Source organism: Arthrobacter sp. UYEF21, assembly GCF_040546085.1.
Classification (GTDB): domain Bacteria; phylum Actinomycetota; class Actinomycetes; order Actinomycetales; family Micrococcaceae; genus Arthrobacter.
In genome coordinates this window covers 141,898-168,888 of the sequence record NZ_JBEPNF010000002.1, presented here as the reverse complement: position 1 = coordinate 168,888, position 26,991 = coordinate 141,898, and the positions used below count along the sequence as shown (strand labels likewise).

General features: G+C 62.8%; 25 protein-coding genes and 1 tRNA gene. 19 read left to right on the top strand and 7 right to left on the bottom strand.

Annotation, left to right across the window (positions count from 1 at the left end; translation table 11 throughout):
* The first annotated feature begins 30 nt into the window (after positions 1-30).
* Positions 31-4,137, top strand: coding sequence for an AAA family ATPase (locus tag ABIB27_RS04005; protein WP_354215479.1), 4,107 nt, complete (start codon positions 31-33; stop codon positions 4,135-4,137).
* A gap of 16 nt (positions 4,138-4,153) precedes the next feature.
* Here ABIB27_RS04005 and cpaB read toward each other — a convergent pair whose 3' ends face one another.
* From cpaB to ABIB27_RS03990, 3 genes are all read right to left on the bottom strand, one after another.
* Positions 4,154-4,900, bottom strand: a complete 747-nt coding sequence (gene cpaB, locus ABIB27_RS04000) for a Flp pilus assembly protein CpaB (RefSeq protein WP_354215596.1) — start codon at positions 4,898-4,900, stop codon at positions 4,154-4,156.
* Between the two features lie 156 nt (positions 4,901-5,056).
* The gene (locus ABIB27_RS03995; protein ID WP_354215478.1) at positions 5,057-5,311 is read right to left on the bottom strand and encodes an FmdB family zinc ribbon protein; all 255 of its coding nucleotides are present in this window, start codon (positions 5,309-5,311) and stop codon (positions 5,057-5,059) included.
* A 136-nt stretch (positions 5,312-5,447) separates the two neighbouring features.
* Positions 5,448-6,068, bottom strand: a complete 621-nt coding sequence (locus ABIB27_RS03990; RefSeq protein ID WP_354215477.1) for a 5-formyltetrahydrofolate cyclo-ligase — start codon at positions 6,066-6,068, stop codon at positions 5,448-5,450.
* Positions 6,069-6,187: 119 nt separating this feature from the next.
* Here ABIB27_RS03990 and galU point away from each other — a divergent pair, with 119 nt between their 5' ends.
* The 4 genes from galU to ABIB27_RS03970 all read left to right on the top strand — a co-directional run bounded on the left by galU (position 6,188) and on the right by ABIB27_RS03970 (position 8,899).
* Positions 6,188-7,093 (top strand): UTP--glucose-1-phosphate uridylyltransferase GalU, encoded by a 906-nt coding sequence (galU, locus tag ABIB27_RS03985; protein WP_354215476.1) that lies wholly within the window; start codon positions 6,188-6,190, stop codon positions 7,091-7,093.
* Between the two features lie 5 nt (positions 7,094-7,098).
* On the top strand, positions 7,099-7,716 hold the full coding sequence (locus ABIB27_RS03980; RefSeq protein WP_354215475.1) for a GNAT family N-acetyltransferase: 618 nt from the start codon (positions 7,099-7,101) through the stop codon (positions 7,714-7,716).
* 106 nt (positions 7,717-7,822) lie between these two features.
* Positions 7,823-8,743, top strand: coding sequence for a hypothetical protein (locus ABIB27_RS03975; protein ID WP_354215474.1), 921 nt, complete (start codon positions 7,823-7,825; stop codon positions 8,741-8,743).
* Between the two features lie 83 nt (positions 8,744-8,826).
* Positions 8,827-8,899 (top strand) — tRNA-Ala (locus ABIB27_RS03970).
* A 106-nt stretch (positions 8,900-9,005) separates the two neighbouring features.
* On the opposite strand, the gene ABIB27_RS03965 is transcribed toward ABIB27_RS03970, so the two are convergent.
* From ABIB27_RS03965 to ABIB27_RS03955, 3 genes are read right to left on the bottom strand one after another with little or no spacing between them, the layout of a single operon-like run.
* Positions 9,006-10,202, bottom strand: a complete 1,197-nt coding sequence (locus ABIB27_RS03965; RefSeq protein WP_354253541.1) for a tyrosine-type recombinase/integrase — start codon at positions 10,200-10,202, stop codon at positions 9,006-9,008.
* On the bottom strand, positions 10,202-10,417 hold the full coding sequence (locus tag ABIB27_RS03960) for a helix-turn-helix transcriptional regulator (protein ID WP_354253540.1): 216 nt from the start codon (positions 10,415-10,417) through the stop codon (positions 10,202-10,204). Before ABIB27_RS03960 ends, ABIB27_RS03965 begins: the two co-directional genes overlap by 1 nt.
* The gene (locus ABIB27_RS03955; protein ID WP_354253582.1) at positions 10,414-10,722 is read right to left on the bottom strand and encodes a winged helix-turn-helix domain-containing protein; all 309 of its coding nucleotides are present in this window, start codon (positions 10,720-10,722) and stop codon (positions 10,414-10,416) included. The genes ABIB27_RS03960 and ABIB27_RS03955 overlap by 4 nt, the downstream gene beginning before the upstream one ends.
* Before the next feature lie 146 nt (positions 10,723-10,868).
* On the opposite strand from ABIB27_RS03955, the gene ABIB27_RS03950 reads away from it, so the two are divergent.
* Positions 10,869-11,210, top strand: coding sequence for a hypothetical protein (locus ABIB27_RS03950; protein WP_354253539.1), 342 nt, complete (start codon positions 10,869-10,871; stop codon positions 11,208-11,210).
* 41 nt (positions 11,211-11,251) lie between these two features.
* Positions 11,252-11,755, top strand: coding sequence for a hypothetical protein (locus tag ABIB27_RS03945; protein ID WP_354253538.1), 504 nt, complete (start codon positions 11,252-11,254; stop codon positions 11,753-11,755).
* Here the strand turns inward: ABIB27_RS03945 and ABIB27_RS03940 are convergent.
* On the bottom strand, positions 11,709-12,032 hold the full coding sequence (locus tag ABIB27_RS03940; RefSeq protein WP_320536155.1) for an ArsR/SmtB family transcription factor: 324 nt from the start codon (positions 12,030-12,032) through the stop codon (positions 11,709-11,711). The genes ABIB27_RS03945 and ABIB27_RS03940 overlap by 47 nt on opposite strands.
* Positions 12,033-12,312: 280 nt before the next feature.
* On the opposite strand from ABIB27_RS03940, the gene ABIB27_RS03935 reads away from it, so the two are divergent.
* The 12 genes from ABIB27_RS03935 (at position 12,313) to ABIB27_RS03880 (ending at position 26,906) form a co-directional block, all read left to right on the top strand.
* A complete protein-coding gene (locus ABIB27_RS03935) occupies positions 12,313-13,122 on the top strand; it encodes an RNA polymerase sigma factor (protein ID WP_354253537.1) in 810 nt (269 codons plus the stop codon).
* A 122-nt stretch (positions 13,123-13,244) separates the two neighbouring features.
* Positions 13,245-13,898 (top strand): hypothetical protein, encoded by a 654-nt coding sequence (locus tag ABIB27_RS03930; protein WP_354253536.1) that lies wholly within the window; start codon positions 13,245-13,247, stop codon positions 13,896-13,898.
* A gap of 260 nt (positions 13,899-14,158) precedes the next feature.
* The gene (locus ABIB27_RS03925) at positions 14,159-15,007 is read left to right on the top strand and encodes a C40 family peptidase (RefSeq protein WP_354253535.1); all 849 of its coding nucleotides are present in this window, start codon (positions 14,159-14,161) and stop codon (positions 15,005-15,007) included.
* A gap of 219 nt (positions 15,008-15,226) precedes the next feature.
* Positions 15,227-17,335 carry an AAA family ATPase gene (locus ABIB27_RS03920; protein WP_354253534.1) on the top strand — a complete coding sequence of 703 codons (2,109 nt, stop codon included), beginning with the start codon at positions 15,227-15,229 and terminating at the stop codon, positions 17,333-17,335.
* Positions 17,336-17,907: 572 nt separating this feature from the next.
* The gene (locus ABIB27_RS03915; RefSeq protein WP_190989882.1) at positions 17,908-18,195 is read left to right on the top strand and encodes a hypothetical protein; all 288 of its coding nucleotides are present in this window, start codon (positions 17,908-17,910) and stop codon (positions 18,193-18,195) included.
* 58 nt (positions 18,196-18,253) lie between these two features.
* Complete coding sequence (locus tag ABIB27_RS03910) at positions 18,254-19,603, top strand: hypothetical protein (RefSeq protein ID WP_354253533.1); 1,350 nt, start codon at positions 18,254-18,256, stop codon at positions 19,601-19,603.
* Complete coding sequence (locus tag ABIB27_RS03905) at positions 19,596-21,077, top strand: SCO6880 family protein (protein WP_354253532.1); 1,482 nt, start codon at positions 19,596-19,598, stop codon at positions 21,075-21,077. The genes ABIB27_RS03910 and ABIB27_RS03905 overlap by 8 nt, the downstream gene beginning before the upstream one ends.
* 239 nt (positions 21,078-21,316) lie before the next feature.
* Positions 21,317-22,531 (top strand): putative type IV secretion/conjugal transfer ATPase, encoded by a 1,215-nt coding sequence (locus tag ABIB27_RS03900; RefSeq protein ID WP_354253531.1) that lies wholly within the window; start codon positions 21,317-21,319, stop codon positions 22,529-22,531.
* A 53-nt stretch (positions 22,532-22,584) separates the two neighbouring features.
* Positions 22,585-24,348: a type IV secretory system conjugative DNA transfer family protein gene (locus ABIB27_RS03895; protein WP_354253530.1), complete on the top strand. Its 1,764-nt coding sequence runs from the start codon at positions 22,585-22,587 to the stop codon at positions 24,346-24,348.
* A complete protein-coding gene (locus ABIB27_RS03890) occupies positions 24,335-24,841 on the top strand; it encodes a hypothetical protein (RefSeq protein ID WP_354253529.1) in 507 nt (168 codons plus the stop codon). Before ABIB27_RS03895 ends, ABIB27_RS03890 begins: the two co-directional genes overlap by 14 nt.
* Before the next feature lie 269 nt (positions 24,842-25,110).
* Positions 25,111-26,460, top strand: a complete 1,350-nt coding sequence (locus ABIB27_RS03885; protein ID WP_354253528.1) for a hypothetical protein — start codon at positions 25,111-25,113, stop codon at positions 26,458-26,460.
* Positions 26,457-26,906 carry a hypothetical protein gene (locus ABIB27_RS03880; protein ID WP_354253527.1) on the top strand — a complete coding sequence of 150 codons (450 nt, stop codon included), beginning with the start codon at positions 26,457-26,459 and terminating at the stop codon, positions 26,904-26,906. Before ABIB27_RS03885 ends, ABIB27_RS03880 begins: the two co-directional genes overlap by 4 nt.
* The last annotated feature ends 85 nt before the right edge of the window (positions 26,907-26,991 follow it).

Below are 26,991 nucleotides of genomic sequence, written 5' to 3'. Positions count from 1 at the left end.
CCGGCTCGTTTTGCGGCTACCCTCGAAAGTATGCCGGTATGGTCCAGGGCGTCACGTGCAAACGCAGAAAAGAAGGCAGTAGTGTCAGTTGGTCAAGGCCACCCGGAGGGTTCTGAGGAGCTTGGAAAATGGCTGTCCGGGCTTAAACCCGTCACCGGGGCAGACACCATGCTGCGCTTCACCAAGACCCCCGAGGGTTCAATTGACCTGACGCATGCCCACCCGTCGGGGCTGGCCCAGTTGATGGCGGGCCGCCGCACCCGCCTGTCCACCCTGATCCGGGACCACCAGCAGTACGTGGTGGCGGCGCGGGCATCGCGGAACATCCGCTCCAAGATCTTCGAACTCGGAAACGACCGCGGCATTGATGCCGGGTACCTTTCCGCCGGCACTGTGGTGTGGACCTCCGCCGTCGGCGGCAAACCCCAGCGTGTTTCCGCTCCGGTCATGCTTACCGCAATTTCGCTTACGGTCCGTCCCGGCGAGGACGACTACGAGCTTCAGCTCACCGAACAGGCGCACATCAACCCGGCCCTGGTCCGGCTCCTGAAGACCATCCACGGCATCGTTTTTGACGTCAACGCCGTCACCCGCCTCGCCTACAGCACCGCGCGTTTTGACCCGCAGCCCGTCCTGGACCGGCTTGCTTCGCTCATCCGGCCCATCCACGGCGCGGAAGCCCAGCACAACCTGCTGGTGTCCACCTTTGCCGACCTCTCCGGCAACCTCGACGACCCCTGGATCAACGAGGGCAACCCGCTCATGAACGCATTGGCCAAGGCAGCCGGCGGCGAAGTGGTTGACGTTGACCCGCCGGACACGTCCCGCTTTCCCAGCGTTGACCAGCGCCACCCCAGGGACGAATTCCTCCTGCTGGATGCCGACCCGGACCAGCAGTACGTCGTTGATGCTGCGCGTGCAGGGGACTCCCTGGTGGTCAGCACACCGCCGGGCACCGGCCAGACCCAGACAGCCATCAACACCATCGGCGCCCTGGTGGATGCGGGGCGGACGGTCCTGGTTGTTGGTGACCGCCGGGCCAGCCTTAATGAAGTCTCGGCGCAGCTTGAATCGCTGGGCCTGGAATCGATCCTCTTTCAGCTGTCCGGCACCGCCACTCCGCAGCAGCTCAAGACCCAGCTGGTCCGCGCCATCGTGCGGAACGAGAAATCGCTTGAACCGCAGTTGGGGAACCTCCACAAGACCCTGACCGAACACCGGCACGCCCTGATGGACCATGTGGCGTCCCTGCATAACGTGCGCCAGCGCTGGGGTTGCTCGCCGTACCAGGCCATGCAGTCGCTTGCCGAGCTGACCTCCATCCACCCGGCGCCCGCCACCACGGTGCGGCTCAAGCGGAGCGTGCTGGACAGTATCCGCGACCGCAACGAGCTGGCCGGCCGGCTGCGCCGCGCCGCACAGCTTGGCAGCTTCAGCCGGGCGTCCACCACCAGCCCGTGGCACGGTGCCAGGCTCCTCACCCGAAAAGAAACCGAGGAAGCCCAGGAGCTGGCCCGCTCCGTGGCCAAGAACCTGCCGGTCCTGCGCGACCGGATGCACGGTGTGGCCGAGCATGCCGAGATCCGGTTGGGTATCTCCTTCGCTGAATGGGGCGAGCAGCTAGAACTGCTCGTGGCTGTCCGCGAAAGCCTGGACAAGTTCACCCCGGACATCTTCGACCGGCCGGTCAACGACCTGATCTCCGCCACCGCGTCCTCCGCCTGGCGCCGGGAGCGGAACCTAGACATGGCGTCCATGCAGCGTTCCCGGCTGCGCCGTGTGGCCAAGGAGTATGTCCGGCCGGGCGTCCACATTGCTGACCTTCACAGTTCGCTGGTGCTGGTGCAGGAGCAGCGGGCCCTCTGGGCCGGTTATGCCACCTCGCAGCGCCATCCGGCTGTTCCCTCCGGCCTGGCCGAAATGAACGTGATGTACCGTGCCCTCGACGCGGAGCTGACCCAGCTGGGGGCGGCCCTGCTGCACACGACAGCGGGCGGCTCGCTGGCTACGGCCCGCTATGAGGAATTCATGGAACGGCTCGAGCGGCTGGTCGCGGACACGCACACCCTGAAGACCCTCCCTGAACGCACGCTCCTCGTGGAAAACATGCGCGAACACGGACTGGGTGAACTGCTCGCTGACCTTGCCGACCGCGAGGTACCCGCCGAGTCCGTGGCTGCCGAGCTTGAGCTGGCGTGGTGGCAGTCCGCGCTTGAAGCCATGATCAGCGGCGATGATTATCTGGCCATGTCCGACGGCGAAGCCCTCCGGCAGCTGGAGGCCGAATACCGGCTCGCGGACAACGCCCACATCGCCAGTGGTGCTGCGCGGCTTCGCTGGGACCTGTCCGAGCGGTGGCGGGCGGCACTGACCGAGCACCCGCGCCAGGCCCAGTTGCTGCGCAGCCTGCTCAAGGACGGCCGGGTGACCCTCGCCGCGCTGACTGCCCAGGCGCCGGACCTCGTCCCGATGCTTGTCCCCGTGTGGTCGGTCAGCCCGTACCTGATGACCGGGCTCCTGCCTGCGGAACAGTCTTTTGATGCCGTGGTCATCCTGGATGCTGAAGCGACGTCGCTGCAGGCAGTCCTGCCGTCCATAGCCCGCGCGAAGCAGGTTATTGCCTTCGGTGATGCCAGGATCGCCAGCGCGCGGACCTTCACCGTGGGTGTGGAGCGACTGGCCGTTGGCGACGCGCCCCACCAGCGCGTCGGAAGCGCCTACTCGGCGTTGTCGGCCGTATTGCCAGTCTGGCGGCTGAATTTTGTCTATCGCTCAGTGGATGAGGACCTGGTCCTGCAGCTGAGCAAGAACTTCTACGACGGCGGCCTCCGCCGGCTCCCGGAAGGGCAGGCGGCCACTGGCCTGGACCGGGCCCTGACGGTGGAGTACCTGCCCGACGGGACCGGACTGCCCAGTGCTGACCACGAAGGCGTTGAGTCCGTGGTGGCAGAGGTCAACCGGGTGGTGCAGCTGGTCTTCGAACACGCACGCCTGCGCTCCCGCACATCGCTGGCGGTGGTTACCGCGAGCCTGCGCCATGCTGCCCGGATCGGCGAGTCCATCCGGCTCCAGCTGCCCAACCACCCAACCCTTGCCGGGTTCTTCGGCGGCGGGCCGGAGTCGTTCCGCGTGGTTGACCTTGAGAGGGCACAGGGCCTGGTCCGCGACCACATCATCTTCTCGCCCGGCTTCGGCCGCACGCCCCACGGCCGGGCGCTGCACAACTTCGGTCCGCTCTCTGCCGAGGGCGGCCGCGAGAAATTCGCGCTCGCCATGACGCGTGCCCGGCGCTCGATCCACGTCCTGACATGCTTCCAGCCCCAAGATCTCGATCACACCCGGCTTTCGTACGGCGCCGTGGACTTCTATGAGCTCCTCAACCGTGAGATCGCGGGCAAGACGGACCTCGGAACCCCGGCGTCCCGGGCTGCGGCCAGTGAGCAGGCCCTCGGGGCGGACCCCCTCGTGGCGGACCTCGGGGACCGGCTCCGCGCCCGGGGCGCCCGGGTCTGGCACCAGTACGACGGCGTCATTGACGTGGTGGCCGCGGCAGACCCGGTGAGCACCATGGGCCAGGACGACGCAGATACCCCGTGGCCGGTGGCGATTGAATCCGACGGCACGGAGCAGTACCGTACCATGAGCGTCCGCGAGCGGAGCCGCCTCCGCCCGCAGTTGCTGGAACGGATGGGCTGGCGGTACATGCCGCTGTGGACCATTGAAGTCTTCACGGACCCCTCCGCCTGCGCTGACCGCATTGCAGGCTACCTGGGCCTGGAAAATGTTCTGCCACCCGGTCGCGGCACTGCGTCGGGAGGCTTCTTTGACGAGGACGTGGATTCGCCCGCGCAGGGGACGGCAGAGAACTACTGGAACGATGACCAGGCAGAACGCCTGGACCGCGAGGAGGAGGTTGTGGTGAGTACACAGAACCCCGGCCGGGCCGATGCCCAGGGCAATGACGAGCAGGACACCCAGAACGGGGAGCACGCGCCCGCGCCGGAAAGCGAGCAGGCCGGTACCGCAGGCACCCTGCCGAACAAGGCAGCCGAGGACGACCCCCGGAATTGGGGCGACGGCTCGGACACCGATCACGATGCCTGGCTGAAGGAAAACAAGCCGCCGCACTGGGGCTGAGACCGGCCACGCTGCGTCACCCCGCCGCATTCGACGGTCCCACGAGGACAAAAAAGAGCTTGCCTTGTGTGGACGCGCCAGCCAGGCGGGCGGCCTTGTCGGGTGCTGCCGCTACCACAATCAGCCCGTCCGTCTCTCCTGTGCCGAGCCACTGTCCCGTCTTGCCGCCCTGCCCGGACGTCCAGAGGACGGGTACTGCTGAAGCGAGCACTTCGGACGGGGAGTTCTGGTCATAGCCGTTGGCGCCGGTCAGAACCACGTTGACCAGTTGCCCGGGCGATACCAGCTGGATGGAGGAAGGATCTGCCATCCGCAAGGGCACGGCCGCAGAACCTGGCGGCGTTCCGGTCAGGAGGCCTGGCCCCAGCAATTGGGAATCGGTCAGCAACTGGCCTTTCCGCAGCGGAGCCGCCAGTTGCTTGCCCGTGGCTTCACTGGCATCGGCTATGGATCCGGCGTTCACCATCTGCGGGGGGATCTTAACCGGGCTCAGGTCGGCTGCCGCCAAGGCCGTACCGGCGGGCAGGTCCCTCGCTGCGGCCAAGGCCGTCGCTGTGTCGGCAGGCGGGGGAGTGAGCTGATGGACAGTAATCCCGGCAGCGACGCACAGCAGGAGCGCGATGGCGAGACGCCGGTTCCGGCCCAGCCAGGACACAAGTCTGTTGCTGCCGCCGCGGCTTGTACGTCGGGCTGGAATCGGGCGGCGGACGGTGCGTGCGGGCGCGGAGGACCGGCGGCTGGGGCGGAAGAGGGTGGCGGGCATGGAACCCACGCTACGTTCCGGGGACAGCGCCGGACAGCGGCAGAGGTGCCTATGTGGACAACTCTTGTGACGGCGTCGGACGTGGCCCTGGACGGTGCGATGGCACCGGACTTACCCTGGCGGATCAGCTCGTCGGGGGCGGCAGAGAGGGTAAGGTCAGCTGGCGGCGGCAGGTGCCGGTGCAGCTGCCGGGGCGGGTGCGGCTGGTGCCGCAGAAACCGTGCTGCCCTTGGCGTCCCGGGAATCGGTCCGGTAGAAACCGGAGCCCTTGAACACCACACCAACGCTGTTGAACTTCTTGCGCAATGCCCCCTGGCACTCTGGGCATGACGTCAGGGTGCTGTCGGTGAACGACTGGAAAACGTCGAAGGCGTGGCCGCAGTTCTTGCAGGCGTAGGCGTAAGTGGGCACTGGTGATCCTCCTCTGGGGCAAACGAGAGGTCCTGTGTTGCAATGAACAAATCTTGCAGTCCATTAGCAGTCTCAGGGCCTGAGTGCCAATTCTACCACCCCCGGAAAGTAGCCCTGAGAGTGCCGGAGGGGCCGATCAGGAACTGCCGGCCAAGGGAACCAGGCCAGACGGGGTCAGGGCAACAGGAACTGTACGGTCGAACTCTTCGGCAGGAATACTTCCTGCGGGCAGCACTTCGGAATCGAAGACGATGGCTGCCAGCGGGATATCGAGCCCCTCGCTGGCCAACGAGCCCAAAAAGACGTCGTAGTAGCCGCCGCCCTGGCCGATCCTGTTTCCGCTGCGATCCAGGGCAGTCGCCGGGATGAAGAGGCCGGCCACTGAGCGCATGATGGCCAGATCGTGGCGGGGTCCGGCGGGTTCCACGACCGGGGCGAAACGGCTGCGGACGAACTTTGCCTCGGGTGTCCAGGCTGTCCAGCTCAGCCGCCGCCCGGGCTCGCAGACGGGGAGCAGGACGGTGTGGCCACGGGCGTGGAGTTCCCGGATCAGCGGCAGCGTGGGCGGCTCGGGCACTACGCCAAGATAGGCGCAAAAGGTCGACGGCGCTCCGCTCGTCAGCTGTTCGGCCCAGGCTGCGCCGTGGACGGCCAGGGCGCCGCCGGCTGCATCGCGCTGGCCGGGTTCAATGTCGGCGCGATGCTTGCGATGGCGTGCCCGGATGCCTTCCTTGGCCGCCCTGTCGCGATCGGACATACCGTTCCCTCTTTCATGTGCACGTGGCCCGCGGCGCCTTTTGCGGTGCGCCGCTGCGGGCGCCAAGTCTGCATGGCCAATAATTACTGAATGATCGGCCCCTCCGTTAGATTAGTCCAGTGACTACCTCTCAGCAGACTGTACGCAAGGCCGTAATTCCCGCCGCAGGGCTCGGCACCAGGTTCCTGCCGGCCACCAAAGCGATGCCCAAGGAAATGCTCCCGGTGGTGGACAAGCCAGCCATCCAGTATGTGGTTGAAGAGGCCGTCAACGTTGGTCTTAACGACATCCTGATGATCACAGGCCGCAACAAGCGTGCCCTGGAGGACCACTTCGACAGGGTTCCTTCGCTGGAGGACACCTTGGAAGCCAAGGGCGACATGGCCAAGCTTGAGTCCATTCAGGCAGCCAGCAACCTCGGTGACATCCACTATGTCCGCCAGGGTGATCCCAACGGCCTGGGCCACGCGGTACTTCGTGCAAAGCAGCACGTCGGCAACGAACCGTTTGCTGTCCTCCTCGGTGACGACCTGATCGATGCCCGGGATGAGCTCCTCAGCACCATGATCGAAGTCCAGGCCAAGACCGGCGGATCCGTGGTGGCCCTGATTGAGGTTGAGCCGTCCCAGATCAGCGCCTACGGCTGCGCCGACGTGCAAACCATCGACGGTGAAGGTTACGTCAGGATCAACAAGCTCGTCGAAAAGCCGGACGTGGATGAGGCGCCGTCGAACCTGGCCGTCATTGGCCGTTACGTTCTCCACCCTGAAGTTTTCGACGTGCTTGAGCGCACCGGTCCGGGCCGCGGCGGAGAAATCCAGCTGACGGACGCGCTGCAGGAACTGGCAGCCGGCGAAGGCGAGGGCTACGGCGTTTATGGAGTAGTCTTCCGCGGCCGCCGTTACGATACTGGTGACAAACTCAGCTACCTCAAGGCCTGCGTCCAGCTCGCCATTGACAGCGAGGATCTCGGTCCTGGCCTGCGCGAGTGGCTGCCGGGCTTTACTGCCGGTCTCGCTAAATAGCTGCCGTGCGTCCCGGACCAATCTGGCCCACAACCCTGGAGTGCGGCGACGTGATCCTGCGCCCCATCAGGTACAGGGACAAGAGGGAATGGACAGAGGTCCGGTCGCGCAACCGGGAGTGGCTGGCGCCTTGGGAAGCTTCCAACCCGGCACCCGGGGGCCTCTTGCCGGACTACCGGCAGATGGTGCGGTCATTGAAGATCCAAGCCGCCCAAGGCACCGCCTTGCCGTTCCTAATCACCGAGCGTAGGTCCGGTTCCGGCTCGCCGGTCATAGTCGGCCAGTTAACCGTGTCATCGATTGTGTGGGGCTCGGCCATGATGGCAACGCTGGGTTACTGGGTTGACCAGGAACGGGCCGGCCATGGCATTGCTCCCACATCGGTGGCCCTTGCCACGGATCATTGCTTCCAGGCCCTTGGTTTGCACCGGATGGAGATCAGCATCCGGCCCGAGAACGGTCCCAGCCTGCGCGTGGTTGAAAAGCTTGGATTCCGCGACGAGGGCTACCGGCCGCGGTACCTTCACATTAACGGGGAGTGGGCTGACCACCTGTCGTTCGCCTTGACGTCGGAGGACGTTCCCGAGGGGCTGCTGAACCGGTGGATGGCCTCCCGGGCCTGAGCCGGGGGCTCGCGCTGGGTCATAAATCCATTGATTTGTGACGTTGCCCGCGACACACCGAGGCTAATGCGGGTGTGGCTGACTTTCTACTCATACGGTTTTGATTGTGGACTTCCCCCTAAGCAGCTCAGTGATCCTTGTGGTTGCCGTTGTGCTCTGGATTGTCTGGGTTGGGCCTTACGTCCTGCGGAACGGCCGTCACCAGGCCCAGGCCGCGGGTGAGTACTTTGCGGAAGTGCCAGCTATTGAAGCATCGGACCCGAGAGCCCGGGCGGTCATGAACATCACCGCCCAACAGGAGAAAGCCATGGATATCAGGAAGAGCCACGGAACCGCAGCCGAGACATCCGGCAGTGCGACGACGGGCGCGTTCCGGATCCGATACGGCCGGACAGCCATCGCCCTCGCCGGGGTGGTGGGTTTGCTGACCGCCTTTGTTTCAGGCATCCTGCTGCTGTTCGGGCTTGGCACGGCATTGCTGCCCGTTGCCAGCTTGGCTATTACTGTTGCCGCCCTTGCGTTGCTGCGCTCTCTTGCATTGCGAGACCGCAATTCCAAGGTGAACGCCGCCTTTCGCTCCGCGATGAGCGCGCCGGTCGGCCGCCAGGAACCCACTGCCGCGGCTGCCACCCGGCCCTCAGCTCAGCCGGAACCTCGGCTCTTTGATGCCGAGGCCCACCAGCCCGCCCCGAAGCCCCTCACCGCCATGGAGCTCAGGGAAGCCGCTTTGGCAGTCGCAGTTGCGGCCGGAGACACGAGCGCCAGCCCTGCACCGTCAGCCGTGCCTGTCACCACTACCTGGGACCCAGTGGACGTGCCGAAGCCCGTGTACATCGAGGCTGCCAAGGCCGAGCGACCGGCTCCCCAGCCGCTTGACCTCCCCGAAGCGCCGAAGGCCGTGGGCAAGCCCTCTCTGAAGCAGGGCACTCTCGCAACCGAGCCCGCCACAGCGGCAGCCAGGCCACTCACGAAGGCCCAGAGCGCCCTCAGCAACCTCGACGACGTCCTGCAGCGCCGCCGCGCCTGATCCGTCAATTGGCAATGCGCGGGGAAAATTTGTAGCCTAAGTGCACCGGTGCCGCCGTTCCACACCAGGGAGCGGACTGTTCCGGGGCTATAGCTCAGTTGGTAGAGCGCTTCGTTCGCATCGAAGAGGTCAGGAGTTCGAATCTCCTTAGCTCCACAATGAAGGCCCTCTGACCTGCGGAAACGTTCGGTTTTAGGGCTTTTTCTTCCCCGTTTTCGGGTCGACCACACGGAAACCACACGCTTTGGAAAAGTTCCGGCGTTCATCCGGACGTTCGTTCAGGATGTGGCGGTGGCTCCTTGCCAAATTTTTGGAGGGCCTCCGTGAGATCCGGCGATTCACTTGCCTTGGCAATGTAGTGCTTCTCCGTGATCGCAGTTCCGGAGTGACCCAGCTGGGCGGCGGCATGTTTGGAACTGTATTCCTGGTCGATGAGAGTGGCAACGGATTTCCGGAAGACGTGCGGAGTTACCCATTCATAGGGGGACCCTGCACGGGCGTCCCGCCATTGCCTGCGGAAGTTGTGTGGGCTGCGAACAGTTCCTGTGGAAGACGGGAACAATACGTCTTCGGGCTTGGGCTGCTCGACTGCTTGCTTACGGCGGAGTGTTTGCACGGCAAAAGGTGGCACCTTCATCGTGCGGAAGCCGGCTTTTGTCTTCGGGTGGTCTTGCCGGTAGGCGCCGCGGCCTTTCTCCATGACGACAGTTCCCGAGATGGTGATGGTTGGCGGTTCCGCTTCGAGGTCGACGTCCTGCCAGCGGATGGCCAGGACCTCACCAATTCGGGCGCCCGTGGCAAGGAAGATATCGAGAACGTCGAGTAGATCTGTAGCGCGCGGGCGTCCTTGGTGCGTGGGGTCCTCCTGCCACCTTCCAATGACAGTCCGGAGCTTCTGAACGTCGTTGACTGAAAGCGCCTTGATGTCCTTCGTGGCGATCTTGATGGGTCCGACATCGCGGACTGGATTGCTATGCAGGGCATCGTGCCGGACCGCGAGACCGATCATGCCGGTTAGCACGATTTTGGAATGACGTGCGGTGGCAGGGTGCTCTGAGGCGACGTTTTTGAGGAACCGGTCGATACGGCCGGTGCTCAGCTCGTGCAATCGGAGTCCGGCCAGTGCGGGTTTGATGACACGTCTGTAGGTGTCGCGGTAGCCATCGATGGTCCTTCGGCCTGCGCGACCGTTGTTCTCGATTTCGTCGAACCACAGATCGCTGAGCTCGGACAGCCGGGTATTTCTGGAAATTTCACTCGAGGTAGGGGCTTGACGATCTTGAAACGAAGTGACGAGGTTTCGCTCGGCGGCGGCTCCGCTGGTTCCCCAGGCTTCTGCGGTGCGGGTGATGCCGTCGGTGTCACGGTATCTCGTCGCGGCACGCCAGCGGCCATTTGAGTGCTTCTTCCGGCTGATTTTTCCCCAGGTGCCGAGCGGCAACGGAGGTCTTGGTGACATCAAGCCTCCAAGCGCGAGGACAACCAGGAGTCGTAGTCTGTACGGCTGATCCGCAAATGTCTACCGATTCGGTAGGCGCGGGGCCCGAGGTGTTTGACCCGCCACTGGTAGAACGTCTGCTCTGGAATCTGTAGCTGGGTGCAGATGTCCTTCGGGGTCAGCCATTGCTCGTCGGCAGTTTCTGCGCTGCTGCTGCTTTCTGGGGTCGTGGTCATGTGGTTCTCCGTCGTTGATGCCGGCCCAAGGGCGAGGTCTGTTCCTGGTTCATGGGAGCAGGGTATTGGGACGGCATGACTGATACGTGGAAGCTTGCCGCCAGCGCTCCGGCGTGCAGCAGGACGTGTTCGGGGGAAGCGCTGAACTGAGCTGATGAGTGTTGCACGAGGCCGGCGTCCCGAAGCAAGTGGAGGTGTCGGCGGACGTTGGACGGCGACGCGTGGAGATTGGTGCCGATGGTGCCACAGCTCGAGGGACCGTTCCTCAGCAGGAAGCGGACGATTCGGCTTCGCGTTTTGTTCATCAAGATGCTCGACATGGAGACCATAACCTGAGGAATGATAAGAATTGCTTGTAGACGGGTCTACACATGCAGGGTACTCCCGTTGGGCGTCATGTTGGAAGGGGGTGGCATTGGAAATGATCCTCAAAGGACGTGAGGAGTTTTCCATGCAAGATCACCCACAGATCAGGGCCTTTAGTGAGGCGGCTCAGTCTCTCCGAGCCGAACGGTACTGGCGCTACGCCTCGACGGAAGAGCTCGCTGAATTTCTACGGGCGCTTGGCGACGTGCTGACCGAGGTCTCTTACCAGCTGGACGCGAATGCGGTGCTGCCGCCGGCCGTCCTGGAGGTGTGGCAGGCCATGGCGGTTCCAGTGATCCGGAACCTACCACTGCCGCCGTCGGCTGGGACTGTTCTGATGTCCTACCTGGAGTGTCGAATTGACGGGCTGATTGCCGCGCAGGGCGACTCAGGGAATACTGGGGCGGAGGGAGGCCGAAGCGCCTGACAGAGCCGACGGCCCCGGAACTGGTGTACAAGGGGTAGGCGATGCGAACTGACGAGGCGGGGCATGGTGACGTGTTGTCTCCCCAGGCCCAGCTTGCCCGTCGTCTGAACCTGTTGCTCGACGTCGTCGTTGCTGAACGCGGGAAGCCCGTGACTTTCCGCGAGGTGCAGGCCGAACTCGAGGCAAAGGGCATCAAGCTGTCCCGCGCGCGGTGGTTCTACATGAAAGAGGGGACTGGGCGTCTAGTAAGTGATCCGGTGCTATTGGCTGGGCTGTGCAACATCTTCAACGTTGACCCCTCCTACTTGACCGGCGCCGACGCCGAGCTGCCCGAGCGGATCGATTCGCAGCTCGAGTTCGTAAAGTCCCTCCGTGCGGCCCGGGTGAAGTCCTTCGCCGCGCGTACGCTGGGTGACGTATCGCCGGAGACGTTGAAGGCCATTTCGGAATACCTCAACAGGGACATTGGACGCCATCCGGGAGCGGAAGCGGCTGCAGTCAATCCTCCAGAAGATACTGAAGATGAGCCGCCAACAGCTCCTTGATCCTGGCCGAGTTAGCTGAATACCGCGGCGACCGGCCATGCCGCCGGCCCGGTTCCACATCCACCACGATGGCGCCGGATTCCTCCAGTGCAAGAAGGTGTTTCGCCACGCTCGGCTCGCCGGCACTCACCGCTTCCACGATGTCCCCGCGGGTTGCCGGACCGTGCGCTGAAAGATAACGCAGGATCTCATTGCGGGACCTGTTGCCGAAGGTCGCGACGGCGGCTTCGACGTCGGCCGACCATGCGGCGTCGTGAGGCTGCGTAATCCTGGGCATGCAACCATTCTTATCGAACGCCGGTCGAAAAGTAAGACCCGGATCCTTGACGATACTTTAACTATCCTTGACAATAGTTTGCATAGCCTTCGTGTAGTCGTGGTTGGCGCCCTGTGGGTGGCCACTTTAGCGGTCAGCAGTGCTGACCGCGGACATATTGGAATCGCGAGTTGAAGCGGTGAAGACCATGCGAGTCGAAGCCCGGGCGAATCAAGCCCAACAAGAACAAATCAACCAAGGAATCATCGATGTTTCCCTGCGCGCTGCCCCAGAGTCCGCCATGCGTTCCGTCCCAGTCGATCAGATCATGGTGGCCGTGGACGGGGTGCAGCGCTACGTCGTCTCGCACCTGTCGCGCATCGGGCGTGCGTGCGATGTGGACGACGTCATGCAGGACATCCGCGTGGCCGTCTGGGATGGAGTGACGCGAGGTCATTACCGGCAGCTGCCCGGGGTACCGTTCGGCGCGTGGGTCCAGGGTGTGTGCGCGAACGTATGCGCGGCACACATCCGCCGGGAGATGACCCATCAGACGCTACCGCTGCTCCTGGAGCCAGAGGCCGATGGCTGTCCGTCGCTCGACGCTGTGACGCTGCTCGGCATGGACCGTGGGGCTGATCGAAGCGCTGAGAAGTTTGTCGACCAGCAGTGGGCACGAACCATTATCGAACTGACCCGGGAGAGCGTTCCTGGGGGAGTGTGGGAACTTGCCGTCGACAGTCTCACCGGGCCGCGGCGGTACGGTCCGCCGTCGCCACAGGACCGCCGGCGGTGGCACGCGGCGACGGTGGTCCGCCAGACGGCGAGGACTGTTCAAAGCGCGCTGGAGGTTGACCATGCCAGTATCCGGAACATCCGGGACGTCTGCGTGCAGGCAGCAGAGTGCTTGCCGACGCCGGTGCTCCGCCGCACGGCGGCAACGATTGTTCGTCCAGACGTCCGGGGACCGGAGCGAACCAGGGCTGTACTGGCGTTGGCTTCCGAGCTTGGCGTCACGGAGCGCTATGTGGCTGTCCAGATCGGCTTTGCCCGGCGGTTGTATCAAACCTCGTGGCGGATTCTCCGGGCTGGAATGCGCTCCTCTCGCTGAGTCATGTCCTTACCGGCCGTTCAAAACATGAACGGGACGTGGAAGGTGGAAAGTTGTTCTCGCTTCGAAATGGACTGTCGAGCCTGGGTCGACGCCGGCGATGGTGGCTTCTGACAATCGTCATGTTCGGCGTCGCCGTGGCGTTGTGGACTCTTGCACGGCCACTGGTGGGGCCCGCGGTAGAGCCGGTTGCGCCGCCGACGAACCGCCCGGCCGAGGATAGTCCGGTTCCGACGCCCCCGGGCCCGCAAAGGGAAACCCCGACGGCGGCTCCGGCCATTTCGGGGCCCGTTCCGGATGGTGCCCCGCGCACCACCGACTTCCGGCAGCTCGCTTCCGCAGCAGCGATGGCGATCTATTCGTGGGACACCCGATCGGCGTCGTACTCGGAGGTTTACTCCCGGGTCCGCAGCTGGTGGCACGTGCTGCCGGACGGCTCCAATCCACTGGCGGTGCTTGTGCAGGAGTTCGAAGCGACAGCCGTCAACGCCGCATCCTATGCGACGCTGGCCAGCCAACAGGCAAACAGGACGGCCACCGTCCAGTCCCTGATGTGCGACGGCGAGCTGGCCAAGGTACGCGAACAGCCGGCTCCCTGGGTGGGGCTGCATGTTTGCACCGTCTCCCTTCAGGTTCTGGAACAGTCGACGGCGACCCGGAACGCGTACACGGCCCCTGTCAGTGTCATGGTGAACTGCCCGCCCGCCTCCACGGCACCGCCTGATCGTTGCGGCATGGTCGCCTTCTACGCTTCGCCTAGCAGGATCGTGTACTGATGCCTGCTGCTGTGCTGCTGGCGGGGCTTGCTACGCGTCGGGCTATTTGGCGGGCAGTGGTGGCAGCGGTCTCAGCGCTGTTTCTGGCGGGTGCCCTTGCGTTCTGCGCCGCGGTCGCGGTGCTCGGGGCCAATTCAGCGAATGCGGCGTCTGTCTGCTCACCAGCGTCCTTGGGTACTTCGCCTGTCGCCAGGGCACCCGCTGCGATTGTCCGCGATGGTAGCCAGCCAAGCCTGAATCTGACCGCCCGACAAGCGGCTGTGGCGGAGGACTACGTTTCAATCGGAAAGCAGTTGGGAATACCTCGGGATGGCCAGGTCATTGCGATCATGGTGGCCTTGCAGGAATCCAGCTTGAGGGTCCTGGCCAACGCGAACGTGCCCGATTCGCTTAGTTACCCGAATGACGGTGTCGGCAGAGACCACGATTCTCTGGGAAGTGCCCAGCAGCGGCCAGCGGCAGGCTGGGGGAGCGTTGCTCAACTGATGGATTCCGCGTACAACGTGCGGGCTTTCTACGGCGGGCCCACTGGCCCAAACCGCGGGAGTCCACGGGGGCTGCTGGATATCCGTGACTGGCAGGCGATGACCAAAGGCCAAGCTGCCCAAGCGGTCCAAGTGTCCGCGTTCCCGGAACTGTATGAGCGCTGGGAGGGTCAAGCCGCTGCGATTGTAGACGCGCTCGACGACGGGGCTGCGCTGGCGCCGTGCGGTGAAACGCCTAGCGTGCCGGTGGTCCCAGAACCCGCAAATCTGAGCCAGATCCGCAACGACATCCTGCGGTTTACCAATGAAGGTGTCGGTGGCGCGTACGTATGGGGTGGGACCGCCTTCAAAGCATGGGACTGCTCCGGCTACGTGCAGTGGATTTATCGGCAGGCCGGCATCAATCTCCCTCGAGTCGAGCAATGGCGCGTCGGCGTGAGAACTGACAATCCCCAGCCAGGAGACCTGGTCGTCCAGAACGCCAAAGGGCCGAACAACTGGGGACACGTTGGCATCTTTGCCGGGGACGGCATGATGTGGAGTGCGCTCAATCCTTCGGTGGGGACGCTGCTGCATCCCATAGCTTGGAATTCGGACACGGCGTACTTTGATCTCTTGAGCTAAGAACGTAACTTACGAGAGTGGCCACGATGGCGACGGGTCCGACGGTTTTCAGCTTGTCGTGCAGAGAACTTTGGGTTGCCGAGAACGCTGGTTACGAAGGGGCGCCACGGTGCGATCCGTGACGAGCCTTTCCTAGCGAAGACTCAGCTAGGATAGGTCCGTTCGCGCTGGGATCAAACTACGATGTGCTGATTCATTGCCTAAATTTGGGGAGTAGATATGCCTCTTGATGCCAGTGGTTACCAAATTCTCGGTGCTTCAATTTTCGGGCCTGAACCGTTGTCCGGTATCCATCTTGATGTACGACCTGGGTCAACCTTCTTGTACGGAAAGAACGGCACCGGGAAGACTCGACTCCTTGATCAGCTCACCAAAGCACTTGAAGGGGCCGGCCAGCCCAAAAACGGATCGTGGCCGCGGTCTCTAATCCACACCTCTGTTGAAGTTCGACCGCCGACTGGCGACGACGTCTTTGTGTCCGCACTCTACGAGTTGCTCGACGTTCCAAAAGAACTTCAAACGGACGACGTTCATCGCGAGGAGTTCCAAACGGCACTCCTTGAAAGAGTCAATCTCTGGGAAGCACTTGACCTCGACGACGCCTTGGCCTTGATCGAGTATCCCGAGCTCAGAACGAGCCAAGGATTCCACCTTTCTCTCATGCCCTCAGGGACCTCCGGATCGGGCCGATGGACCGTTTATTTGTCGGCGATCTTGGGCGCCGATGACATACAGGAGCTTGCGATGTATGGCGCCGCCCTCAGCGAAGCTAGGCGTGCGATGCTTGAGGGCACCTCGCTCGATGAGCAGTCTTCCTTTCAGCGGTTGCCCTTTAAGTTGGCACAGGCAGATGAGTGGTACACCGAGCCGTTCGAAATTCTCCGGGGGGATGGCCGACCGGTTTACTCGTCCACCGGGGCCTCACCGCTGGAAACTTGGCCGCCCAACGTCCCAGTGCCCTTGGCTGCAATCGGATCCATTTCAAGAGGTCCTGCCCAAGTATTCGTCAACTCGCTGCCACTGGACGTGATCCAGAAGAAGACGCTGTCACTGGTTTCCAGAAGCCAGTGGAAAGCCCCGATCGTGGAGGCCACAGCGGGATCTGAAATGGTGCTGGCAGAAAGTGTTCAGCAGGCCGTCGCCCTGGCGGAGACAGAAACGAACCGGATCCTGGATGTTTTGGCTGACTTTCCATTCTGGCTGAAATTCGACACTCGGAGTCCGTCGGACTGGTTCGCTGGCAAACCGCCGCGGTGGGTTGCCGTCGCTCGTCATGACCAGGCAACAAAAATGCTGTTGGACGATCTCTCGTTCAGCCAACAAAAGTGGGTCCGGTTCGCGTTGAGCCTATACCTCAGCAAGTCTGACCGTAACAAGCCCCGTTTGGTCGTCGTGGACGAACCGGAGCAAGGGCTGCACAGGCAGCTCGAGTCTCGAATCTCCCTCGGGCTTCACCGACTCGTAGCAGAATTCGATGACGTCGCTGTCGTCGGCGCGACTCACTCGCCCGCGTTTTTGGATCCGCGTCTAGGGTCTCACCTACTTCATCTGACTCTGACTGGACTCGGCGGGACTGCGGTGTCCGACCTGGATGTCGGTCATCTCAGCCTCGATGAAGAATCCAAGCGCCTTGGTGTCGCGCCCAGTGATCTTCTCGCGATGACGAGGGTCGCCCTCGTTGTGGAGGGCACCCATGACCAAATTGTGTTGGAGCAATGTCTATCGGAGGACTTGCACGCGTCCGGAGCTAGGGTTTTCGTGATGCGCGGGACGGATCACGCCGCTGCACTACCCGATATGCAGTTTCTGTTCGACGCTCTGGAGGCGCCTATTGTGGTGGTCTTCGACAATGTCATCCAGGAGCGGGTACTGCCGATCTGGCAGCGAGCTGTTAATGCTTTTCAAGCTAAAGATTCCCGGCTAGCTGAGCGAACCATATCGGAACTCGAATCGAATTCGGCAACGAAGGAAGAACGCGCCTTGGCTGAGCTTGGCAGACGCGCTATTCGAGTTGGCAGGCTCAGCCGAATCACTCCCTTTGGGCTTGGGCAGGCAGACATCCTCGATTACTTGGCGCCGAGTCATTTCGGCTTGGAAGACGGCGATTGGCAGACGTACAAGGCCGCATTCAGGGCTCGAAAACGGCTCGGCGAGCCGTTCAAAGATTTCCTTCGACGTGAATATAGGGCCAAGATCAATATTGACGCCGTTCGGCACGCAGCGAAGACCATGGTTGCATTGCCTGACGATTTAGCGCAGCTTGGCGACTTGATACGGCAGCTCGGGTATCTTGGGGCAATCGACGACCTGGAAACCGCTGATAACTGACGCCGTACTCTGATCGCCCACGGCGCAGCCTGCCGCCTGTGTCAGGGCCCCGCTGCATGAGCCTTCTTGGGCGCTTTTCGGCGCATCGCAGGGCTTGGCCTACCATCGGGGAATGACGATCAGACTGGACGAAGACGGCAACCTCTACTCGATGAATGATTGCTACAGCTGTGACAATGAGGGACCTCACTACTCTTCCTTCGTCCTCAAAGGCCGACCTGCTTTTCAGTGTGCCCGGTGCATGGGCCCGGTCAGCGACGATTCGCCGGTTCCGTCCTCATGGTTACCCGGAAATGCAGGTTAGGGGCGTAGTCCGGAAAACGACTGGACCTTAGCCTCTATATGGACTGACCATTGCGCCGCCGATGATCGCCAATTCCTCGGTAAGGGGACAAAGCGCAACTCGGCGATGTGCCCGTTCGACCCTGTAGACCTCCCCTGATCGTAGATCCGGCAGAGAGCCTCTACTTGTAAAGCATCCCGGCAGGTCATGTTGCCCCATCCCGCCACCTCCATGAAGTCGTGAACCCGAACACCCCTCACGCCCGTGGAAACGACAGATGGAGCGCCCAATGTTGATGGCAGCTGTAGACCCCGGAATCACCCCCAACGCGAGCTTTCCCTTTCTTGAATCGCTGAAGCAGATCGGCGGCGGCATCCTGGTCGGCGCGTTCATAGTGATCGCCATTGTCGCAATCGTCGGGGCGGCCATGCTTCTGGCGGGGAAGCTGAGCCAATCCTCGCGGTTGGCGTCTGGTGGCGGTATGATCCTGCTCTGGACCGGCCCCGTCGCCGCGATCCTCGGTGGCATCAACGGCTATATCCTCTGGTCCCAGACGGCGTTTAACCTCGGATTCTAGGCCTGTCGTGCCGGTTCAGTGTGATCTGAATGGATGGTGGCCGCCCGGGTGTGGTCTCGTGTCCCAGGCCAACGACGGTGTTCAAAGTTCCATCACGTCGTTCTTCGCGAACATTCTGCAGAATGTCGCCGCCTGGATCTGGTCGTTCATCACGGGCGCATTCAGTGTCTCCAATGTAGATGATTCTCAGTGGACGGCCATCGAAGGGCTGACGAATTGGTGGGTCGTAGTCATGCTCACGCCGCTCATCATCGTGATGATCCTCCAACTGCTCTCCGCCCTCATCAGTCAGCAACCCCGCCGCCTGGTGCGGGCGCTCGCGGGCGGCGCCGCCGCTATCCCCATGGTCGCGGGCGCCGTCTACCTGGTCCGCCAGCTCACCAAAGTCAGCGATGCGGCGTCGACGGCGCTACTCGGCTCACTGGGAACGGACCCCTACGTGCTGTTTATGCGGCTCTTCGGTTTCGAGAAAGCTCCGGCCGGCTCTGGGCGGGAGTGGAACGTCGTGGCACTGGCTCCCGGGTCCACTGGCGGCGCGGCTGGGGCCGTCGTCGTCACCGCCATGGCCGTCATCGTGGTCTGGGCTCTGGCGTTCATTTTGATGTGCTCGATGATCTTCCGGTCGTTCGCGCTCATCGTGCTGGCCGCCGTCGCCCCGGTCGCGCTGATGCTGATGCCGTGGGAGAAGACGAAATCAATGACGCGCCGGTGGACAGAGATCGTGGTCGCACTGCTCTTGGCCAAGCCGCTGGCCGCGACAGTGCTCGCGGTGGCCATAAAACTATTTGCCGAGTCGAAGTCGTTCGCCGGTTTGGCGGCTGGGACGGTCGGGATGGCTCTGGCGTGCGCCGCGCCCATGATGGCGCTGCGCCTTGTGAGCTTTGCCGGTGGCGAGCTGGCGGCAGCCGCGCAGACTGCAGGTGGCGGCCACGTGCTTTCCCGGAGCTCTGGCTTCGCCGCCCGGCAGATCAGTCGGCAGACGGGCGGCCGCTTCACGCTCGCTGCGTTGGCCAGCCGCTCAGCCATGAACCGCCCCATCCAGTCCAGCAGGCCGGTATTTCCCACTACGACGCTGCCGCCCCGTGTACCGCTGCCCGGGATCGGGACAGGCCCGACGCCGTCGCAGACTTCCGGCGGTGGAGGCACCGCTGTGATGCTCGACGCCGGGCCGTCGCCTTCCGGCCCCATGTCGCCGCATGCGCGGAAAGAGCACGAGACAACACGACCGAATGCGCGCACGTCGCCAAGCGGACCGATGACCGGCGCGAACCTCGAGCCCGCACGGCCGCCGTCGCCCCAGTCCGCAACAGATCCCAAAGCCGTTCCTGCAGCGGCGCCGCCAGTGCGGCCGCTGAAGCCGCGGCAACCAATCGTCCAGCCACCCAAGGATGGTGATTCCCGTGTCTGAGAACTCCCGGGCCCTCGAAGCCGTCAATTTTCCCAGGTATGAGCGACGCGGCTTGTTCATGGGTCTGAAGTGGTACCAATTGCTCTTCCTCGCTGGCGGTGTCCTGGTGGCCAGCACGGCATCGGCGGTCAGCGGCCCTGCCGGCCTTTTCGCCTCGGGACCGATGTGGCTGACGCTGCTACTCCTCGGGTTACTGCAGTACTCACGGATTCCCTACCCGGTCTGGGCCAGCCACGCTGTCCTGTTCTTCGTCAGGCTAGCCACGAAACAGACCCGCTTTCTCGTGAGGCCTGAACGGGCTGCCCTGGCCGGGCGGCTGGCGCTGCCCGGCGGATTGGGGAACCTGGAGGTGCGCCGGACGTCCAGCGGCGAGGCGTTCATCGTGGACGCCCGCGGCAGGGAAGCCATCGCCGTGTTGCGGTGCAGCACAAGATCATTCGCCCTGTTGGACTCTGACGACAAGGCGTGGGCTGTGCAGTCATGGTCTCGAGTGCAGGCAGGTTTGGCTCAGCGCAGCAGCGTTGCGAGAATCGCAGTGCAGGATTACACGGTCCCGTATCCCTCGTCAGCTCTGCGCAACTTCTATGACCGGACAGTCACGAACGCGGACCGCGATGGGGAACTCACCTGGGGACAGCGAGCCTACGAGGACCTGATCTCCGCAGCCGGCTCGGCGATGAGCCATGACCTCTTGCTCACCCTTGTTGTGGACACCGCCAAGGCCCGACGCCGTATCAGAGAGAGCGGCGGGGGACTGGTCGGCGTCGAACGTGTCCTGCGGCTGGAAGTCGAGGCCATGACCACCGCGCTGGGCACTCACAATGTCAGGGTGGAGGAGTGGCTTCCCGAGGCGGGCATCCTCGACGTCGTCCGTGGTGCCTTCGATCCCGCCGCTGTTCCGGACGCCGTTTCGGCGCCTGACCACCAGAACGACGGCGACCCCAAGGTTCAGAGCCTCCCGGCGGGACCCATGGCAGTCGAGGAGCACTGGACCTATCTGCGCACGGACACGGGCTTTCATCAAACCTTCTGGATCGCCGAGTGGCCCAGGCAGAAAGTCTTCCCTGGATTCTTGCATCCGCTGATCTATGTCGGCGATTTTCGCCACACGGTGACCGAGGTGATCCGGGCCGTACCCACAACTGAGGCACTGCGGGACATCCGATCCGCCCAGGAAGCCCACGAAACCAGGCGACGCATCAACACACGCTTCGACAGGCCACTCACCCGGGAGCAACGGGCCGAGGAGGAAGAAGTTGCCCAGCGGGAGGAAGAGATCGTCGCCGGTCACGGCGACGTCCGTCCGGCTGCCTACGTGACCATCACGGCGTCCACCCTTGAAGATTTGGCCCGGCATAGGCAGGAACTGGAATCGGCTGCGGCAGGAGCCTTCGTCGAACTGCGGCTGCTAGCCGGGCAGCAGTGGGCCGCATTCGTCGCTGGCGCGCTTCCGTTCGGGAGGGGGCTTCGATGACACGAGCACGTCAATCGGTTCAGTTCGTGCCGACCGGTGGAACCAGACAGGAGCGGAAGGAACGACGCCGGCGCTCAGCCGCCGGAGACAGCCAACCGTGGGAGGTCGCGCTCCACGCCTTGAGAGGGAGGGCAGATTCTGCACTCGACAGGAACGAACTCGGCGACTGGGGGAGCCGCGAACCCAACTCCCTGCGTGGCCCACACCGTTTGCGCCCGGCACCACACCGCGCGTCCACCATGACCTTTGCCGCTGCCTACCCTTTCATTACCGAGTCAGGCCTGGGCCATGAAGGAACATACATTGGCACTGACGTGTTCGGCTCTGGCGCGTTTGCCTATGATCCGTGGATTCTCTATGACAAGGGCGTCATCAGCGGTCCTTCAATAGTGGTTATCGGCACCGTTGGGACTGGTAAGTCCATGTGCGGAAAATCCCTGGTGGCTCGGTCGATCACACTGGGGCGGAAGGCTGCCGTCGCGTCCGACCCCAAGGGGGAGTGGGTCGCCGTCGCCAATGCGGTGGGTGGCAAGGTCATTTCAGTTGGCCCGGGTCGTTCCGCTCGCGTCAACCCACTCGACGCGGGACCGCGCTCCAGCGCACTGAGCGAGGCACAATGGCAGGCCGTGGTTCGGCAACGCCGCCGCTATCTGTTGGTGGCACTGGTCTCCCTGATGCGGCAAGGGATGCCGCTAAGCCCTGTCGAACACACGGCACTGGACATGGCTCTCATGGAGACCGTTGCCGAGAACTCGAATCCCACATTGCCTATGGCCCTGGACCACTTGCTGAACCCGTCCAAGGAAACGATCGGGCTGGTGGGCAAGGACGGGGGACAGGCAGTCAGCCATTCCCTGCGCCGCACCGTCTCCGGCGATCTGGAGGGGATGTTTGACGCTCCTTCCACCGTCTCGTTCGATGCCCACGCGCCCATGATGGTGATGGACACCTCCGCACTGATCGGGGCGTCGGAGCAGGCCCTATCGCTTGCGGCAGCGTGTGGCGCCACGTGGCTGGAAGCAGCAGTCACCAATCCCGACGGCGGCAAACGGCTGGTGGTCTACGACGAAGGCTGGCGCATGCTGGCCGACCCGTACATGCTCGCCAAGATGAGCGAGCAATGGCGCCTTGCCCGTACCTACGGCATCGCCAACCTGCTGATCATGCACAAAGTCGCCGACCTCAACGAAATCGGCGACAGCACCAGCGGCCATCGCCAAAAGGCCCTCGGCCTGCTCACCGAAGCCGACACCCGAATCATCTACCGGCAAAAACACGACGCCATGCGACTGACCAAAGAAGCACTCGGGCTGACGGAGGCCGAGTGTGAGCATGTGGAGAACCTTCCCAAAGGCGTCGGACTCTGGAAGGTCGGAAACCGGTCATTCATCGTGGCCAACAGAGTCACCACCGATGAACTGGCAGTCTTCGGCACCGACGACCGAATGATCTGAGGCATGGCATGAATCGGCGAAGTCCTGACAGTCCATTGGTTACAGCCGGGCTTATGGCGGTGGCCAGCTGCGTGTGTCTGAGCTTCCTTGTCCAAGCAGCCGCCCAAGTCCTGACTCACTGGCGGTGCGGCGACAGCCCGCCGTCGCACTTCAACCCAGGCGCCGCCGTCGGACTCCTCCTCGGCCGGATCGACTGGATCGTCCGGCAACCACAGGGCTGCGACGTCGGGACCGGCACCATTTGGTGGGTGGTCGGTCCGGTGCTGCTTATGGTGACGGCGCTCGCCGTCGGCTGTTACCTGCTTTGGAGGCGGTGGAAGCAATCGGGAGCGTGGCTGCGCCAGGACATCCTGAAACGTGAAGGGATTGCCCAGCGTGCCGAAATCCTAAGTGATTTCGGCGCCAGAGCCGTCCGGAGGCGTGGCAAATTCACGCGGCCCGGCCTGGCCAAGCCCCGGATTCAGGACGTGGCGTGGACCCTGGGCCGCTCCCGCGGAGTCACGATCCACGTCTCCACGGAGGAGTCGATGGTCATCCAGGGCTCCCCGCGCTCGGGTAAGGGCCTATACGTAGTCATCAATGCCATCCTCGATGCGCCCGGAGCAGTCGTAACTACCTCCACCCGAGCCGACAACCTCGTCGTCACGATGACGGCACGAGCCAGTGGCGGTAGACCCGTCACTGTGTTCGACCCGCAGGGCATGTCCGGGCTCCCGTCAACGCTTCGCTGGTCTCCGGTGCGAGGCTGCCAGGACCCTGACATCGCAACCCGCCGGGCCCTCGTCATCACCGCCGACACGGAGATGAAAGGCGAGAATGCCGCCTGGCAAAAGCGCTCGCTGATCATCCTGCAATGCCTCCTCCACGCTGCGGCACTGTCTGGGGAAGGTGTCCGCGCCTTTCGCCGCTGGTCGTCGAGCCCCGTCTTGGCCCGCGAGGCGCTCGAAGTGCTCAGCCGGCCTGGGGCTGCACTGGGATGGCAGGCCGATCTGATGGGAATCCTGGAGGACGACCCCAGGAACACATCCAACTCGTGGATTGGGGTCTCGGCCGCTGTCGCGCCGCTGTCATCCCCGAGGGTGCTCGCTGCGCTGGACCCCGAGGATGAGTCCGTGGAGTTCGACCCAAAAGCATTCATCCGCGACCGCGGCACGCTGTATCTAATCGGCACCCGCGCCGGAGCAGCCGCCGCTGGGCCTTATCTCTCGGCGTTGATCGACGACATCGACAATGCCGCTCGCGAGATGGCCTTCATCGCGCCCGGAGGACGGCTGGATCCACCGTTGTCACTGATCCTGGACGAGATTGCCAACCTGGCCCCGTGGCCGGGCCTGCCAATCGCCCTCTCTGACGGTGGTGGCATCGGCATTTCGACCCTTGTGGTCCTGCAGTCCCTGTCCCAGGCCCGGACGGGTTGGTCCATCGATGAGGCCGCGACCATCTGGGATTCGGCCATCATTAAGGTGATATTCGGCGGGGGTTCTGACGAGCGCGATCTACGTTCGCTTGCCGGACTGATGGGGGAACGGAGCCTGACACTGAACACCCGTTCCTGGTCCGCCCAAGGCCGCCAGGACGGCGAACAGATCAGGGAGAGCCCGGTCCTGCCCCTGCATGAGATCAGGCGCCTGCCGGCTGGCACAGCCCTCATGCTGGGGCGCCGCACGCGCCCCATCCTCTTGGATCTGCGCGAATGGCACAAACGCAAAGACGCTGCCGAGCTCGGTCGCTCGAAGCTCGAGCTCGAACGGGCATTGGCCGATGGCCACCGCTTACGGCAGCAGGCAACCGAGGAGGTGACCGATGGCCAGCCATGACGACGTGGAACGTTTTGAGATCCCGTCGGCCGGAGCGGAGGACGACGACCTGACCGCAGAGCTCTTCCGTTCCGCATTCCGGCCACCCGGCCGCGCGACAGGTGTGACACATCGCTGGCGGGAAATGAGGGCCGCTCAGGCCAGCAGCGTTTGGAGCGCTTTGGCTGTATGGGTCAGATGGCTCGTCGCCACGTACCAGCTGACCACGTCGGTGGTCCCCGACTGCTGGTGGCGGCACCCCGAGATTGTGGCTGAGCTCTATGCGTTGCAGCGGGCAGAATTGGCTTCCTACGCCAGCGACGATCCCGGGTTCGGGCCGTTGGCCTTTCACGAGCGGCTGCCACACGCCGTCGAGCGTCTGCGGATGCATACCCGGACTGCCGGTTGTGTTGGCTTGCAAGCGCACAAGGACCCCGCATTTAGAATCCTGCGGCTCGATGATGCTGACTTCGTCGAGTGGCAGGCGGCTGCCCATCAGGTTGGCGACGCATAGCCCGGCGGGATTCCAAGAGGTATGACGGCAAACGGAGCCCAAAGTGGATCCTCTGTGGTGAGACGTTGGGCTCGAAAGCCGGGCATCGAGCTCTGCAGTGGTTCTCATCACAGACCGACCTGCGGCCCGTGGTGCGTTTCATGGGCAGGATCCTCCTGACTGTGGAGCGTGTGCAATGGTCGCTTAGGTGTAGCGCCCGTTGGTAACGAATAATGACAGTTCGGCGCCGGGTGGCCGTTTTTGACGGACCCCTCCTGTAGGTTGAGCAAGTGAACGATGACGACGACGCCACCGGCGCAGATGAAATCGACGCAAGTCCAGCCGAAGGCGTGCCAGGCGTTTTCGCTAGGCTCAAACTGGATGGCGCACGATTCAGTGGGGGAAGACTGCCGATCGATGCGTTAGTCGAATTGCAGCGCTATAGGGAATTGATTCTTGAAGCTGCAAAGCAGGCATGGCGTGAGGCAAATCCTGGAGAAGAAGTCCCGTCTGACTTTTCCAGTGAGTTTGATTTGGCCGTTACTGAAATTGAGCATGGCAGTGCTGTTCCGTTAATGGAAAAAGCGCCATCTGCCTACGACAATTTCTACGATGCAGGACGCCTCGATGTCGAGGCGCTTTTTGCTGACATTGTGAATCGTAACTTTGGTGTGACTCTTGAAGGCAGCCCGGAAGATAATGCGTCTGAGTTGGAATTGACTTCAGTAATCGAGGACAAGCGTGAGCCTGAGAATGATGGCCTGCCGGATGAAGTAAGTTCCGACGAAGACGGTGACGCCGATGCCGAGGATGAAGAAGCGTCCAATCAGTCCAAACTGCGGCTGCTGTCGAGCCTAGCGACGTTGGATGCCTTCCGAGACTTCGGCTCAAGCCTACGCAATGACGACTCGCTAGTACTGAATGGTACTGAAAAGCACGAAGAAGTTCGCATAACCGCTGAGACGGCGCCGAGCGTTTTTCGCCCAATCTTCGAGCAACTTGCGTTTGACTTGGAAGGGCCCAAAGAGGAAGCTCCGGAAAAGAGCAAGTACACATCGACGGTGGCTGGCCGCCTAATTGCACTCAACGCCGACGCCAAGAACTTCGAAATCAACACCGTGCTATTCGGACAGGTGCACGGACGGTACAAGGAACCAGAAAGACTGGAGGACTTAAAAGCTGTACTAGAATCCAGCGCTCAAGCTCCTCTAATCCGGGTCACAGGCCGAATGAGCTGGGCAGGTGACATGCTGCTTCGGATTCTTAATGTGGACGACGTCGAACTGCTGGAAATTGAGACTGAGCCTTGGTCGAGAAGAATAGTGGAACTCGCTAGCCTTGCTCAGAATTGGCATCCGGAGCTTGATAAGAGCCCTCTTATATCCTTTACTGCAATAGATGCCGCGCGGGAGGTCATGCGCGCCACGCAGGAAACTGAGATCGCACCGGGTATCTATCCCGGGGAAGACGGCGGCGTGATTGTCGAGTGGGGCTCTCCTCAACGAGTCGTGACTCTCGAAATTTCGCCCGAACCTGAGTATTTTTTGTTTCATCTTGACGTGGCCTCCGGTGATGCGACTGAGTTTGAGACGGAAGACCTATCAGAAGTAATTGCACGAGTGGGGGAGGCTCTTTCGTGACTGATTTTGTAGACTTAGAGTCTTGCGAGGCTGAATTGCTCGAAGACGAACAGGAAGATTTGTTCCGACAGATACCCTCTCATCACTGGGATGGCCAACTGGGCCGCCCCCGCGCTGCCGCCTTTGGGCCAAGCGATGCGGACCAGGGTAAGGCATCCTACTCGCGCTCCACGAAGGTCACGCCCGAAGACAGCCGCACATGGCACAACGATAATGCGAGGTCTGCCTCCACGGGTGTGTTCAAGGTGACCGTTGATGAAGTGGTCAAAGCCACGCTTCGCGTCATAGACGACAGCGAATGCCCGCTTCCTGCGGGAGAGAAACGTGCGCCGGGGCACTGCTTCGTCGATTTTCAGCACGTGGACAAAAAAGAACAACGGCGGTTGCGCGGCCTTCTACTTGCGCACGCTCTGGCTTGGGGCGAAATTGAGTCGCAGTCAGCCTGAGCGCAGAATACGTGGACTGAAGTACGTCAATCTCTGCGGGGCAAGCCGCATGGCTGACACCAAGAAAGGCCTGAGGTGCCTTTCG

Coding starts and splice junctions, on each gene's coding strand:
- ABIB27_RS04005 (WP_354215479.1), top strand. CDS start 31: ATGCCGGTATGGTCCAGGGCGTCACGTGCAAACGCAGAAAAGAAGGCA.
- cpaB (WP_354215596.1), bottom strand. CDS start 4,900: ATGCCCGCCACCCTCTTCCGCCCCAGCCGCCGGTCCTCCGCGCCCGCA.
- ABIB27_RS03990 (WP_354215477.1), bottom strand. CDS start 6,068: ATGTCCGATCGCGACAGGGCGGCCAAGGAAGGCATCCGGGCACGCCAT.
- ABIB27_RS03965 (WP_354253541.1), bottom strand. CDS start 10,202: ATGTCACCAAGACCTCCGTTGCCGCTCGGCACCTGGGGAAAAATCAGC.
- ABIB27_RS03960 (WP_354253540.1), bottom strand. CDS start 10,417: ATGACCACGACCCCAGAAAGCAGCAGCAGCGCAGAAACTGCCGACGAG.
- ABIB27_RS03955 (WP_354253582.1), bottom strand. CDS start 10,722: ATGAACAAAACGCGAAGCCGAATCGTCCGCTTCCTGCTGAGGAACGGT.
- ABIB27_RS03950 (WP_354253539.1), top strand. CDS start 10,869: ATGCAAGATCACCCACAGATCAGGGCCTTTAGTGAGGCGGCTCAGTCT.
- ABIB27_RS03945 (WP_354253538.1), top strand. CDS start 11,252: ATGCGAACTGACGAGGCGGGGCATGGTGACGTGTTGTCTCCCCAGGCC.
- ABIB27_RS03940 (WP_320536155.1), bottom strand. CDS start 12,032: ATGCCCAGGATTACGCAGCCTCACGACGCCGCATGGTCGGCCGACGTC.
- ABIB27_RS03935 (WP_354253537.1), top strand. CDS start 12,313: ATGCGTTCCGTCCCAGTCGATCAGATCATGGTGGCCGTGGACGGGGTG.
- ABIB27_RS03930 (WP_354253536.1), top strand. CDS start 13,245: ATGTTCGGCGTCGCCGTGGCGTTGTGGACTCTTGCACGGCCACTGGTG.
- ABIB27_RS03920 (WP_354253534.1), top strand. CDS start 15,227: ATGCCTCTTGATGCCAGTGGTTACCAAATTCTCGGTGCTTCAATTTTC.
- ABIB27_RS03915 (WP_190989882.1), top strand. CDS start 17,908: ATGTTGATGGCAGCTGTAGACCCCGGAATCACCCCCAACGCGAGCTTT.
- ABIB27_RS03900 (WP_354253531.1), top strand. CDS start 21,317: ATGACCTTTGCCGCTGCCTACCCTTTCATTACCGAGTCAGGCCTGGGC.
- ABIB27_RS03895 (WP_354253530.1), top strand. CDS start 22,585: ATGGCGGTGGCCAGCTGCGTGTGTCTGAGCTTCCTTGTCCAAGCAGCC.
- ABIB27_RS03890 (WP_354253529.1), top strand. CDS start 24,335: ATGGCCAGCCATGACGACGTGGAACGTTTTGAGATCCCGTCGGCCGGA.